10 protein-coding genes are annotated in these 13,277 nt (G+C 55.9%); 6 read left to right on the top strand and 4 right to left on the bottom strand.

What is annotated here, in order from left to right; all coding sequences use genetic code 11:
• Window positions 1-123 precede the first annotated feature (123 nt).
• Entirely contained in the window at window positions 124-756 is a 633-nt protein-coding gene (locus tag NR195_RS03440) for a DapH/DapD/GlmU-related protein (protein WP_256844123.1), read from the top strand.
• A 16-nt stretch (window positions 757-772) separates the two neighbouring features.
• Here the strand turns inward: NR195_RS03440 and NR195_RS03435 are convergent, their stop codons facing one another.
• Together NR195_RS03435 and NR195_RS03430 are read right to left on the bottom strand one after the other, a co-directional pair.
• Window positions 773-1,657: an EamA family transporter gene (locus tag NR195_RS03435; RefSeq protein ID WP_256844122.1), complete on the bottom strand. Its 885-nt coding sequence runs from the start codon at window positions 1,655-1,657 to the stop codon at window positions 773-775.
• The gene (locus NR195_RS03430) at window positions 1,654-2,865 is read right to left on the bottom strand and encodes an MFS transporter (protein ID WP_256844121.1); all 1,212 of its coding nucleotides are present in this window, start codon (window positions 2,863-2,865) and stop codon (window positions 1,654-1,656) included. The genes NR195_RS03435 and NR195_RS03430 overlap by 4 nt, the downstream gene beginning before the upstream one ends.
• Before the next feature lie 129 nt (window positions 2,866-2,994).
• Here NR195_RS03430 and NR195_RS03425 point away from each other — a divergent pair, with 129 nt between their 5' ends.
• Together NR195_RS03425 and NR195_RS03420 are read left to right on the top strand one after the other, a co-directional pair.
• On the top strand, window positions 2,995-3,450 hold the full coding sequence (locus tag NR195_RS03425) for a helix-turn-helix domain-containing protein (RefSeq protein ID WP_033757616.1): 456 nt from the start codon (window positions 2,995-2,997) through the stop codon (window positions 3,448-3,450).
• A gap of 354 nt (window positions 3,451-3,804) precedes the next feature.
• On the top strand, window positions 3,805-5,235 hold the full coding sequence (locus tag NR195_RS03420; RefSeq protein ID WP_256844120.1) for a cytosine permease: 1,431 nt from the start codon (window positions 3,805-3,807) through the stop codon (window positions 5,233-5,235).
• Between the two features lie 92 nt (window positions 5,236-5,327).
• Here the strand turns inward: NR195_RS03420 and NR195_RS03415 are convergent, their stop codons facing one another.
• Both NR195_RS03415 and NR195_RS03410 read right to left on the bottom strand, forming a co-directional pair.
• Window positions 5,328-6,650, bottom strand: a complete 1,323-nt coding sequence (locus NR195_RS03415; RefSeq protein WP_010670137.1) for an MFS transporter — start codon at window positions 6,648-6,650, stop codon at window positions 5,328-5,330.
• 191 nt (window positions 6,651-6,841) lie between these two features.
• Entirely contained in the window at window positions 6,842-7,855 is a 1,014-nt protein-coding gene (locus NR195_RS03410) for a GT-D fold domain-containing glycosyltransferase (RefSeq protein WP_122888888.1), read from the bottom strand.
• 668 nt (window positions 7,856-8,523) lie between these two features.
• Here NR195_RS03410 and NR195_RS03405 point away from each other — a divergent pair.
• The 3 genes from NR195_RS03405 to NR195_RS03395 all read left to right on the top strand — a co-directional run bounded on the left by NR195_RS03405 (window position 8,524) and on the right by NR195_RS03395 (window position 13,265).
• A complete protein-coding gene (locus tag NR195_RS03405) occupies window positions 8,524-10,881 on the top strand; it encodes a membrane-bound PQQ-dependent dehydrogenase, glucose/quinate/shikimate family (protein WP_158131702.1) in 2,358 nt (785 codons plus the stop codon).
• A 307-nt stretch (window positions 10,882-11,188) separates the two neighbouring features.
• Window positions 11,189-12,169 carry a TIM barrel protein gene (locus tag NR195_RS03400; RefSeq protein ID WP_256844119.1) on the top strand — a complete coding sequence of 327 codons (981 nt, stop codon included), beginning with the start codon at window positions 11,189-11,191 and terminating at the stop codon, window positions 12,167-12,169.
• A gap of 55 nt (window positions 12,170-12,224) precedes the next feature.
• A complete protein-coding gene (locus NR195_RS03395) occupies window positions 12,225-13,265 on the top strand; it encodes a substrate-binding domain-containing protein (protein ID WP_010244953.1) in 1,041 nt (346 codons plus the stop codon).
• Window positions 13,266-13,277 lie beyond the last annotated feature (12 nt).

Below are 13,277 nucleotides of genomic sequence, written 5' to 3'. Positions count from 1 at the left end.
TGAAACAAGGCGGAGCTAACCACTCCGCCTTATTTCTTTGTCAATTCTCTGTCATCGGAGGCGGGTAAGGTGGTGCGGCAAAAGCACGCCGCCGGGGCGCTGCTTATCCAGACCGGGAGTTTTATGTCCATTGCCGCCGTTATGCCCGCCCGATTAGCGCACACCTGGATTGATGAGAGTGTGAAGATGCGCGAAACCACTGTGGGTCAGCAGTGTGAGATCCTGGCGCACAGCACGCTGGAGTTTAGCGTGCTGGGTGACTTCTCCTATGTCGGCGAACACTGCTGCCTGGCCGATACCCAGGTGGGGCGCTTCTGCGCCATTGCTAATCAGGTGCGCATTGGCGCGCCGAATCATCCTATGGACCGCGCCTCCCAGCATCGCTTTACCTACTGCCCGGAGTATTACCACCCCGACGCCCGACGCGATCAGGGTTTCTTTTCCGCCCGACGCGCCGATCGGGTGATAATCGGTCACGATGTGTGGATAGGTCACGGCGTAATTGTGCTGCCTGGCGTCACCATTGGTGATGGTGCGGTGCTGGCTGCGGGTGCAGTCGTGACGAAAAACGTCGCGCCCTACAGCGTAGTGGGCGGTGTTCCGACCAGGCCACTGCGGGTGCGCTTTACACCGGCTATCGCCGCACGTCTCCAGCGCATTGCCTGGTGGAACTGGCCGCTGGAGAAACTGCTGGCGAATCTGCCCGATTTTCAGCACGGTGACATCGAAGCGTTCTGCCAGCGGCACGGTGCATAGCCACCCCACGGCGCCGTCAGCCGGTTTGTACGGCGAAATAGCGCACAACCCGCTGGCCATAGAGCCCGACAGCCAGTCCGGCGACGATCAGCAGCAGCGCGGCGATTTTCTGAGGTGAAACCGTTTCGCCAAATATCGCCACTGAACCCAGGATGCCGAACACCGGTACCAGCAGCGACAGTGGCGCGACCGTTGAAACCGGATAGTGTTTCAGTAGCCAGTTCCACACCCAGTAGCCCAGCAGGGTATTGGGATAGACCTGAAACAGTATCGACAACACCGCCTTCACATCCAGTTGGGTGAAGAGTGCGTGATAGCCCGCGCTGCCATTGACCAGCCCGTCCAGCAGGAAGAGTGGAATGGGTGCAAAGGAGCTCGACCAGACCAGAAAAGCAAAAACCTGCCGGGTGCCCGCTTTTTTATTGATGATATTGGCAATACTCCATGCGACCGCGCCTGCCAGCACCAGCAGCATGCCGGAAAACGTCACCGAGCCATCGGTAATGAAAAAAATGCTCAGCAGACCGGCGCAGGCCAGCGCACACCCGGCGATCTGATAGCGGCTGAGGCGCTCTTTGAATACCCAGCCACCGAGCAGCAGCGTGAAGAAGGCGCTGAACTGCAGCAGCAGCGAGGCGATGCCCGCCGACAGTCCGGTTTTAATCCCCAGATTCACCAGACCCCACAGGCCAATCCCGAAGACCAGGCCATAGCTGATCAGGTAGCGCCACGGCACGTCTGGTTTCTTAATAAAGAACAGCGCTGGCAGGGCGCAGAGTGTAAAGCGGATACCTGCCAGGATAAACGGGTCGACCGCCTGCAGGCCGAGTTTGATAACGGAAAAGTTAACCCCCCAGATGGCGGTGATCATGACGGCGAGCAGCAGATGCGTTAATTTCATGAGTGACGTACTCCGGACCAGCAGAGAAAGGCAGAGGCACTGACCGCTGCACCGGCATAGCAGACAGCCTGCCATCCCCAGTGTGTATAAAGCTGAGTGGCGGCGATGGCCCCCAGCGCACTGCCCAGCGAGTAAAAGCACATATAGGCACCCACCAGACGACTTGCCGCCTCGGGTCGGGCGGCCACGATCAGGCTCTGATTTATCACATGTACCGTCTGGACGGCGAAATCGAGCAGGATCACCCCGAAAATCAGCAACATTAACGAGGTGTGAAGCGCGGCTATCGGCAGCCAGGAGAAGGTCAGCAACGCCAGGGCTAAGCCGGTGGCACGCTGCCCCAGGCCCAGGTCAGCCCATGCGCCTGCTCTGGAGGCCGCCAGCGCACCGGCAAGGCCGGCCAGGCCGAACATCCCGGTCTGGGTGTGTGACAGTGACAGGGCGGTAAGTGGCAGTACCATCGAAGACCAGAGCATACTGAAGGCTGCAAAAATCAGCAGCGCCAGGATCCCTCGTCTGCGCAGCTGCGGTTCCGTGAGGAAGAGACGGAAAACAGACAATAAGAGGTGAGGATAAGATGTGCGCCGCGTCTGACCTGCTGTGGCGGGCAGCACTTTCGCCAGGATGAGCGAGATCAGGAGTAACAGGCAGGCAGCCGTCAGATAGACCGCCCGCCAGCCCGCCAGGTCAGCAATCATCCCGGAAACAAACCGCGCCAGCAGGATGCCGATCACGATGCCGCTGGTTACGCTGCCCACCACCTGTCCGCGCTGTTCTGGTGACGCCAACATGGCGGCCCACGCCACCATCAGCTGCGTGACCACCGCCATTAATCCCACCAGCAGCATTGCACAGAGCAGCGTCATCAGGTCTGGTGCAACCGCAGCAGTGATTAACGCCACTACGGAAAGCAGCAACTGGGTAATCACCAGTTTTTTGCGGTTCACGCAGTCGCCCAGCGGCACCAGAAAGATCAGCCCGAGGGCGTAGCCGCTCTGCGTGGCCGTTACCACTGTGCCAATGGTGCCGGTGGAAACCTGCAGGCTGGCGGCGATCGACTCCAGCAGAGGCTGTGCCGAGTAAACATTGGCGACCGCCAGCGCAGAGGTGAGTGAGAAAAAAAAGATCATCCGGGACGAGAGAACCGGGATCGCGGCTGGGGGCGAATCGGCTTCAGGATCACGCGCCTTGCCAATCGTACAGGTCATGTTGCTTTCCTTTCTGGTTTTTATTTGAAACTGGATTGGCGATATCTTTAACCGGGCTGGTTTTTTTTTGCAACTTCTTTTCGGAGTGGCTAAACTGCCATCATGAGACAGGCAGCGTGAGAGAAGAGCATGGCTAAGCAGGAATCCCTGAGAACCAGCGAGTGTCCGGTCGCCAGAACCCTGGAGTCGATAGGTGAGCGCTGGTGCATGATGATCGTGCGTGAAGCCTTTGATGACGTCCGCAGATTCAGTGACTTCCAGCGGAATTTGGGGCTGGCGAAAAATATCCTGGCGTCACGCCTGAAGCAGCTGGTGGAGATAGGAGTGTTTGAGATTGCGCCTGCCTCCGACGGCAGCGCCTACAGCGAATATGTCCTGACCGAAAGAGGCCGTTCGCTGTTTCCGGTTGTGGTCGCGATGCGCCAGTGGGGCGAGCGTTACCTGTTTGAGAAGGGCGAAACCCACTCCGTGCTGCTGGATAATGCGGAAGGAAAGCCGCTGCCACGCCTGGAGGTTATCTCTTCACAGGGGCAAAAACTGGAACCGGCCGACTGTCATCGTCAGCGGGTAGTGGCTAAAGGGTAACCGTCAGGGTTTTTCCTCTTCCGCACACTCTGAAACTGACAGGCCTGACATCGTACGCGTTACCCGATCATCGCTGTCGCCTGTAGCGGTGATCGAACAAAATGCCTTACTCCCGTTTTACGCCCCGCCATAAGGGCGTTATCCCCCGGAAACAGGTCCCCGCGCTCCCTCATCCTTTCCTGCCCCATCATGACAGGCCTGTCGATATCATCACATTTTCCAATGACCGGTTGCCTTGTAACTTCCCGATGCGCATGACAATATCGCTGCTTGTATAGACATGTACTCTCAACCCTGGACTGGGCAAATCACGCTTTCAGTCAACACGTCTCTCACTGTTCCAGCGAGGAATCTATGTCGGTCAAATCATCTGTATCAGATTATTCAGGCTCAGAGAAACAGGGCCTGTCAGAAACCCGCTCCATTGATTACATCCCGTTGGGTGAACGTCATGGTCATCCCTTTAACCAGTTCACGCTCTGGTTTGGTGGCAATCTGCAAATCACGGCTATTGTCACGGGTGCGCTGGCCGTGGTGCTGGGTGGAGACGTCGTGTGGTCTCTTATCGGCTTACTGGTGGGACAGATTCTGGGTGCAGCGATCATGTCTTTGCATGCGATCCAGGGTCCGCGCCTGGGTTTACCGCAGATGATCACCAGCCGTATGCAGTTTGGCGTGTTTGGTGCTGTTATTCCTCTGGTGCTGGTGTGCATTATGTATGTGGGATTTTCAGCCAGCGGGACAGTATTAGCCGGGCAGGCGCTGGCTAAACTTATCCATGTCAGTCATTCAACCGGGATGATCCTGTTCAGCATCCTCATCGTGATCATTGCGGTGCTGGGCTATCGCGTGATTCATCAACTGGGCAAGCTGGCGAGCGTCATTGGCGTTTTAGCCTTTGCTTATCTGTTTATCACGCTGTTCTCTGCGCATGACTTATCAGCCGTGTGGCAGAATCAGCACTTTACCCCGGCAAATTTCCTGCTGGCGGTCTCCCTGTCTTCATCCTGGCAAATTGCCTTCTGTCCTTATGTCTCTGACTATTCACGCTATCTGCCAGCTGATGTCTCCGCGAAGAAACTCTTCAGTTCAGTCTTTTTTGGCACCGTACTTGGCACGCAGGCTTCAATGACGCTGGGGGTGATTGTCGCTGCCATTGCCGGAAGTGCGTTTGCAGGCAATGAGGTCGGTTACATCGTGAGCATGGGCAGCACGGCGACTATGGCCATGGTGATTTATTTCGCCATTTGCTTTGGAAAAATCACGTTTACCACGCTGAACGCCTACGGCAGTTTTATGTCACTGACCACCATTGTCTCTGGTTTCCGTCAGCAAACCACGCTGAGTCGGGGCGGGCGCATTCTGTTTGTGGTGCTTATGGTTACGCTGGCCTGCGTCATTGCTCTGCTCAGTGAACCGGCCTTTCTGAAATCCTTCACCCACTTCCTGCTGTTTCTGCTGGCTTTCTTTGTGCCGTGGAGCGCGATCAGCCTGACCGATTTCTATCTGATCACCAGGGGCAGGGTTGATGTCCCGGCACTGTCGCAGCCGGACGGGCGCTATGGACGCTGGAACCTGGCCGGTATTAACGTCTATTTTCTGGGCGTGCTGGTGCAACTGCCGTTTATCGATAATCCGCTGCACCATGGCTCGCTAACCTGGATTTTTGCCGGTAATGATGTCTCGTGGATCATCGGCTGGTTTGCGACGGCACTGCTATGGCTGATCGCCAGCCGCAGGGATCGTCGGGGCATCCCCGAACAGTCAATTTATCCCGCCCAATAACAAGGTCAGGCCGCCTGAGCGGCAGCCTTTCAGGGAGTGTCACTCTTCGCGGGTGTGTGATCACCCGCGTGTCAGGAAATCCTCTTTTAAGATCAGGCGGCAGAAACGTCCGCTGCGCCGGTCTGCGCCTCTGCCACCAGCGGCTTCTCCGGTTGCAGCAGTGTCATTGCCAGCATACTGCCAAAGGCGATCAGCGCGGTGACGGTAAACATCGCGTTGTAGCCGTAATATTCCGCCAGCCAGCCGCAGAGCATCGGAGAGATAATCGCTGCCAGATTGGCTATCGCCAGCGTCATGCCACTGTAGGTGCCCACCGACGCTTTAGGGGTGACATCAATCACCACCGACCAGTAGACATTGTTTACCAGTGCATTCAGCGCATTGCCCAGGGTCATCAGTGCAATAATTCCGGCAGCCGACTGCACATAGGGGATCGCCATAAAGCAGCAGGCGGTGCCGCACAGCGTGACGGCGGCAAACAAGTTGCGCGCCAGACGCAGATTACGGAAGCGAGCCAGCAGGGCATCAGCAATGCGACCGCCCAGCAGCACCGTAATACAGGCGCCGCTCCACGGGATCATCGCGACGTACCACAGTGAGTGCAGGTCGTAATGGAAATTATCCTGCAGATATTTCGGCATCCAGGTCACCAGGGTAAAGGTGATGTAGAGGAATGAGAAGTAGCCCAGCGCGTTGCAGACCAGGGTGCGGCTGGTAAAGAAGCGCCACCAGGGCAGTGGTACGCTGTCGCCCGCGCTGCGGCGCTGACCGGTCTGGATAAGCTGACGTTCTGCGGCATTGGTATGTGGACTTTTCTCCGGGCTGTCGCTGAAGGTGCGGGCAAACAGCGCCATCGCCAGCAGGGAGAAAACACCGAGCAGGATAAACATCATGCGCCAGTCATGGGTCAGCAGCAGCAGGCCCACCGCAATCGGGGCGGTCAGCAGCGCGCCAACCTGGGTCGAGAGCAGGCCGATGCCCAGTGCAAAGCCGCGCTCATTATCGGGTGCCCAGTGAGCAATCGCCTTGTTCATCAGCGCATAGGCCGGGCCTTCGGAAAAACCAAACATGATGCGAAGGGCAGCAAAGCCCATAATGGCGGATCCGCCAAACAGCGCCATGCCCAGTTCCCCCGCCCAGGCGGTGGCGATCTCCAGCAGCGACCAGAGTACGCCTGCCAGCAGCCAGACTTTTTTCGTGCCGATACGGTCGGCAAGAAAGCCGCCACACAGCGAACCAAACAGATAGCCAAAGCCAAAGTAGCCCAGCACGGCTCCGAGCTGGACTTTGCTGAAGTGATACTCCGCCGCAATGGCGTTAGCCGCAAACGACAGGGCGCCGCGATCGATATAGTTGATCAGGGCGATCAGGAACAGCAGTGAAAATATGGTGTAACGGTAACGGCTGGTTGTCATCTCACTTCTCCTGATTAAATGTCTCAGGAGAGCAGAAGCAAAATTGATGCCGGAAAGAGCATTTATCCGGCAAACCGCGGACAAGCACAGAATTCGGGCCCCTGAGCCCGCCCCGAAGGGGGTTAACTGATCCCGCTAATAATTCGCCTGAGCTTCAATGCGGTGCAGCCGCTGCCTGTCGGTGGTGAGGCTCAGGCGGCGTTATGATGGTTGGGGCTGACGTGTGGCAACGGGATAACCACGGCTTCTGTGACTGCTTCTGTATCAGCCGTCCCGACCTGGGGTATTTCGCCAACGTGTAGTAAAATCTGCTGCTGATAAGTCGCATCTGCCACCGTAGTCTGTTCACTCAGCAGTACGCCCGCCTCATTGACGTTTTTTCCGTCCACTTTTATTTTGCTGGTGGCACTGGCCAGCATCCACTCATATTCAATATCGACGTGGCCGCTATCAATACAGCGGATACCGTGCTGACTTAAATCATATGCCAGCACGGTTGCGGTCGGCCCTAATGAAATCAAGACCAGGTCAAAGTTGACGGCATTCTTTAAAACGGTATCAAACAGACGATCATAGACGGAAAAGGCATTACGGTTCAGCGTCGTAATACGTTTCACTTCGCTGGCTCCCTCCAGTAAATCATTGCCTAATCCCAGGCGCGTTCCACTGCCTTCCACAATTAATACCCGGCGGCCCTGATAGAGCTGTTTAAACTTATCAAATATCGTCCGGGATAATTGCTTGCCTTTATAATCGTGATAGGGACGGGTCACCGAGGTATTTCCATACTGGTACTGTTTATTCAGCAGGCCCTCATAATATTTAAAATAAAATGATTTATGGAAGAACCAGAACAGGGCCGACCCGCCCCGCATATTACGGGTGGTACGAAAGGCATCCGGCAGACAGATCAGACAGTTCGGGTTGGCTCCTGAATCCTGCTGCAGCAAGGCTTTGAGCCGTGCAGAGAGATTCGGGTCAAATGGCTGAAAACCGATATTTTTATACCAGGTCATTTCCAGTTCACCGTCGCCATAACGGGCCAGAGATAATTGTGGGTTACGTAATAACAGATCGACAGTCTCTTCTATCGACATGACGGAATACCGCTTTACCCGTGCCTGCGCAGCAGGATAGCGAATGGCAGCATTAAGAAACTTAAAAGGGAAACGAAACTTGCGATAAATAGCATGAAGTGCGGTCATAGTTAACCTGCCTGGTTTATTGCTGCCAGAAAAATCCCGCCTGCTGGCCGGATAAACGAATATAAGAGAGCTGATATATATCACAGATAAAATAAGCGTCATGCTACGGAATATCTGAAATCGTTTTCATCGGCAAAATCCCTTTGTTCATTAATCTATTTCCTGAGTGTTATTTTTCAGGAAAATAATAAAAAACGCGTTCAGGCTGGCACAATTAAATCATTTGAACAGCAGCGACACCGCACCAGCGTTGATGAAGCCGCCAATAATAACAGCAGGGCAGTAACATTCCCGATTTCAGCAATAAGAGTTATTTCAGAACAGAGTTAATAAACCATTATGATTATTTGACTCTGAAAATCTTTCGTCGGGCACACTTTAGCTGGCGTTACAGAAGGGCGGCTTGTCTGTTAATTAATCGCCTTTGAACAAAAGGTGCGGTCGTTAGCAGCCTATGGTTAATTTTTTGTGATGGATATCCCGTAATCAGCCCTTCAGAAAGTAAAAAAAGCGGCCTGACCGCATTAACAGGTGACATTTATAATAAATATTTCTAATGATTAACGCTTATACACGTTTTTACATATTTCGTGCGTAAGTTAAAATCTCGTTGAATTTATGTTTCCAGCTTAACCTTTCAATTGCCGCTAATGACCCGAGGATGGATCATGATCAATAAAATAACCAGTATAATCATGGTGATATTTGCTATCGCCCTGATTTACATGGGAGGACAACTCCTGCTTGCAGGAGGCAGCGCGTTCTATGCGCTGATGGGCGTGGGCGTTCTGCTCAGCGCGATTCTGCTGTTGATGAACAAACGCAGTGCACTGACGCTTTATGCGTTGCTGATGTGGATCACTCTGTTCTGGACTATCTGGGAAGTGGGCTTCGACAAATGGCAGTGGATCCCGCGCGGCGACCTGTTTGGCGTGCTGGGTCTCTGGCTGGCGCTGCCGTGGGTGGTGCGTCCGCTCTATCAGGGGCAGCGTCGTTTCCATCCTTTCCTCGGGGGTTCCGTCGTCCTGATGGTGCTGCTGGTCATCGGTCTCTGCTTCTACGATCCGCTGCCGCAGCAGGGCGCCATTAATACGCCGCGCAACGCCTCTGCGACCGGCGGTGCCGCTGAAGAGTGGAGCGCCTATGGCGGAACCACAGATGGCCAGCGCTTTTCGGCGCTGAAGCAGATCACTAAAGATAACGTGAAAGATCTTGAAGTGGCCTGGACCTATCACACCGGCGACCTGCGTCAGGGTGACGATGCGACCGAATACACCTTTGAAGCGACACCGCTGAAAGCCAACGGCATGCTCTACTTCTGTACGCCGCACAACGAAGTCCATGCCCTCGACCCGGAAACCGGTGCGGTGAAGTGGAAAACGACGCCGGATAAAAACCGCTCTTATCTGCAGCAGCACCAGACCTGTCGTGGCGTGAGTTACTTCGATGCCGGTCAGCAGGCGCAGCAGCAGACGGGCACATCGCCGGCCATCTGCCGCAAGCGTATTTTCAATGCGACCACCGATGCCCGCCTGCTGGCGCTGGATGCCGATACCGGTAAAGCCTGTGCTGACTTTGGTGACAACGGTGTGGTGAATCTGCGCGCCAACATGGGCGAGGTGCGTCCGCACGCGCTGATGCAGACTGCCGCGCCACTGGTGGCGGGCAACCTGGTGATTGTCGGCGGTTCGGTGATGGATAACGGCTTCAACAGCGGTAACCCATCAGGTGTGATCCGTGCCTATGATGCCGTCAGCGGTCGTCTGGTGTGGAACTTCGATCCGGCTAACCCGGATAACACCGCACCGGTCGCTGAAGGGGCAACCTATCCGCAGGATACCCCGGTCGCCTGGGCCACCCTGAGCGCCGATCTGAAAAACGGCCTGGTCTATGTGCCGTTTGGTAACGCCTCGCCGGATGAAGTGGGACTGGAACGCGATCCCGCCAGCAACACTGAAAAATTCCGTGATGCGCTGGTGGCACTGGATCTGAAAACCGGTGCGTTCAAATGGCGTTATCAGAGTTCGAACCACGACCTCTGGGATCGCGATAACCCGTCACAGCCGTCGCTGGTGGACATCAACTATCAGGGCAAACCGCAACCGGCGGTGATCCTGCCGACCAAAACCGGCAACCTGTTTGTGCTGAACCGCCTGACCGGCGAACCGGTTTATCCGGTAGAGCAGGTTAAGGTCTCCACGGATGGTATTAAAGGCGAGCAGTATGCGGCGACTCAGCCGGTCTCAAGCCTGAACTTCATTCCGCAGCCGCTGACTGAGAAGTCAATGTGGGGCATTACGCCGTTTGACCAGATGGCCTGCCGCACCACGTTCCGTGAGCTGCGCTATGACGGTAACCCGTGGACGCCACCAACGGAGAAAGGCTCGCTGATCTTCCCGGGCAACATCGGGGTGTTTAACTGGGGTTCAGTAGCGGTTGATCCACAGCGTCAGATGCTGATTGCGGCACCGGTACGCCTGGCTTACAAATACAACCTCATCAGACGCACGCCGGAAACTGAAACCCAGCGTACCTTCACCAAAGATGGTACGCCGTACTGGAATGAGAACTTCCACGGTGACTACGCTATCCACATCCAGCAGATGGCGTCGGGTCTGGGTATTCCCTGCATCGCGCCACCGTGGGGACGGATGGTCGGTGTGGATCTGACCACCGGCAAAACAGAATGGCTGCGCCGCGTCGGCACCACCAAAAACCTCAAGACCAGCTTCCTGCCTGGCCGCTTCCCGCTCGGTTTCCCGATGGGCATGGTGGCGCACGGCGGACCGCTGCTGACGGCGGGTGATCTGGTGTTCCACGGCGCAACGGCAGATAACTTCTTCCGTGCTTACGACAGCACCACCGGCGAACTGCTGTGGCAGACTGAACTGAGTGCCGGAGCGCAGGCCACGCCATCCACCTTTATGGGCAAAGATGGCAAGCAGTATGTGGTGATTGCCGCGGGCGGCCACGGCTCGCTCGGTACCACGGCGGGCGACAGCGTTGTCGCTTTCCGTCTGAAGTGATTTTTTAAAAAACCGACCCGCTGAGCGCCGCCCTGGCGCTCAGCTTTTTTCACACCTCTGCCTGCCAGATCTCACACCCGGCTTCGCGCGACAACCTGTTGTATTTCATCTCAATTCTTTCATCTCCGCATTCACATCATCTGATAACGCATCGAAACCATTTCGTGACAGCGCTCCCGCTTTAACGATTTCTCCTGCCTGACAGACTTGCGCATTAAGCCGCGAGGCGTAGATTAATATATGACTTCACAATTAAGCGTGAATAAGAAAAGTACTTCACAATACGCACTCTGAAGGATTGATGCTCATGTCGGAACTGAAATTTGCTACCCGTCTTAACTCTTTCGCCTCGGGGGCGCACCTCTACTGGCCCGATCAGCAGGGCAAGCCCTCTGTGCTGCAGATGGTTGCCCGTGCAGGCAAGGTCAAAGGCTTAACGCATCTCGACCTCAACTTTCCGCAACATCTCACCAGCGATATCCCCACACTGCGCCAGGCGATCAGTGATGCGGGTCTGGCCGTTAACGGTATGCAGATGCGCTGGGACGCGCCGCAGTTCAAAATCGGCGCGTTTACCCATCCCGACGAGAAAGTGCGTCGCGAAGCGATTGAGCTGACCAAACGGGGCATTGACGCGGGTCGGGAATTTGGTTCACGGCTGATGACGCTGTGGATGGGGCAGGACGGTTTCGATTACTGCTTCCAGGCGGACTATAAGAAGATCTGGGAGGATGCGGTTAGCGCCGTGCGTGAAGTGGCGGAGTATGCACCGGACGTTGACGTCAGCATCGAATATAAACCCAATGAGCCACGCGCCTACAGCATCTTTCCCAACGCCACCACCTGTCTGCTGGCCGTGGAAGAGGCGGGCTGCGCCAACCTGGGGATCACACTGGATTTTGCTCATGTACTGTTTGCCAATGAGATCCCGGCTTACGCCGCTGCCATGGTGGCGCGCCGCTCACGGCTGCTGGGGCTGGACCTTAACGACGGCTGGGGCAAGCGTGATGACGGCCTGATGGTCGGCTCAGTTAACCCACGCGCCACGCTGGAGTTTCTCTGGCAGATGCAGCGTGATGGCTACCGCGGTGCCTACTACTTCGATACCTTCCCGGATGCCAGCGGTCTTGACCCGATCCGTGAAGCAGAAAGCAATATTGCGACCGTGACCCGTCTGCTGAGGCTTTGTGACCAGCTGCACGACAACGCGGCGTTACTGGCGGCCATCGGGCGTCAGGATGCGGTGGCCTCTCAGCAGATCGTCAATGACATCATGCTGGCGCGCTGACAGCCGATTAATCATAAAAACATCACACCTCTACCCAACACCCTGAGAATAAAAAATGAAAAAACGCCTGCTTGCTCTTATCGCCTCCTCACTGCTCTGCAGCACGGTTTATGCGGCAGAACTGGCACCGCTGCAATCCGATACCGAACCGGATCGCACCGACTGGACCCAGCTCGACACCAAATATGGCGCACTGCCAAAAGTCGATAAGTCGCTGAAGATTGGCGGGGTATCGAAAACCCTGACCAATGAGTACTGGCGCTCACTCGGCCAGGGCTACCAGAACGCGGCGAAAAAGTATGGTTTCACTGTCGCTTATCAGGCGGCGGCCAATGAAGACGATCAGCTTGGTCAGCTCTCCATTGCGGAAACCCTGATCTCGCAGGGCTTTAACGGCCTGCTGGTTTCGCCGCAGACCGATATCAACCTGGAGCCTGCACTGGAGAGTGCCAACAGTAAAAATATCCCGGTGGTGAACGTTAATGATGCGGTGATGCCGAATGCGCGCTACTACGTCGGCAACGTCCAGAAGGACAATGGCGTGCGGGTGGCCAAATGGTTTATTCAGCACCATCCGCAGGGCGGCAACGTGGCGGTGATTGAAGGGCAGCCAGGGGTTTATGCCGCCGGACAGCGCACCCGTGGCTTTAAAGAGACGCTGGACAGCGCCGGGAAGTTCACCATCGTGGCCAGCGTGCCCGCTAACTGGAGTCGCGAGCAGGCCTTTAACGCCGCATCGACCATTCTGCAGCAGCATCCTGATTTAATCGGCTTCTACGCTAACAACGACACCATGGCGCTGGGCGTGGTGGAGGCGGTACGCGCGCAGAACAAAGCGTCACAGGTGGCCATCTTTGGCACTGACGGTATTTCCGATGCCTACGCCTCGATTAAGCGCGGCGAGCTGACCGGCACGGTCGACAGTTTCCCGGTGCTGACCGGTGAAGTGGCGATGGACGTCATTATCCGGCTGATCAATGGACAGAAACTGTCGCGCGTTGTCTCGACACCCCAGGCGCTGATCACCAAAGAGAATGTCGAAGCGTTCTCAACCAAAGACAACAACCGGTTGCGTCAGCTGCTGGCTCAACAATAAGTCAGCGGGAGC

The sequence above is a fragment of the Pantoea sp. Ft-CA_14 genome, assembly GCF_024520875.1.
Classification (GTDB): Bacteria; Pseudomonadota; Gammaproteobacteria; order Enterobacterales; family Enterobacteriaceae; genus Pantoea; species Pantoea agglomerans.
This window is presented reverse-complemented; position numbering and strand designations above follow the sequence as displayed.

Bases quoted from the DNA above. Each gene is read 5' to 3' on its own strand.
- NR195_RS03440 (WP_256844123.1), top strand. From the start codon at position 124: ATGTCCATTGCCGCCGTTATGCCCGCCCGATTAGCGCACACCTGGATT.
- NR195_RS03435 (WP_256844122.1), bottom strand. From the start codon at position 1,657: ATGAAATTAACGCATCTGCTGCTCGCCGTCATGATCACCGCCATCTGG.
- NR195_RS03430 (WP_256844121.1), bottom strand. From the start codon at position 2,865: ATGACCTGTACGATTGGCAAGGCGCGTGATCCTGAAGCCGATTCGCCC.
- NR195_RS03425 (WP_033757616.1), top strand. From the start codon at position 2,995: ATGGCTAAGCAGGAATCCCTGAGAACCAGCGAGTGTCCGGTCGCCAGA.
- NR195_RS03420 (WP_256844120.1), top strand. From the start codon at position 3,805: ATGTCGGTCAAATCATCTGTATCAGATTATTCAGGCTCAGAGAAACAG.
- NR195_RS03415 (WP_010670137.1), bottom strand. From the start codon at position 6,650: ATGACAACCAGCCGTTACCGTTACACCATATTTTCACTGCTGTTCCTG.
- NR195_RS03410 (WP_122888888.1), bottom strand. From the start codon at position 7,855: ATGACCGCACTTCATGCTATTTATCGCAAGTTTCGTTTCCCTTTTAAG.
- NR195_RS03405 (WP_158131702.1), top strand. From the start codon at position 8,524: ATGATCAATAAAATAACCAGTATAATCATGGTGATATTTGCTATCGCC.
- NR195_RS03400 (WP_256844119.1), top strand. From the start codon at position 11,189: ATGTCGGAACTGAAATTTGCTACCCGTCTTAACTCTTTCGCCTCGGGG.
- NR195_RS03395 (WP_010244953.1), top strand. From the start codon at position 12,225: ATGAAAAAACGCCTGCTTGCTCTTATCGCCTCCTCACTGCTCTGCAGC.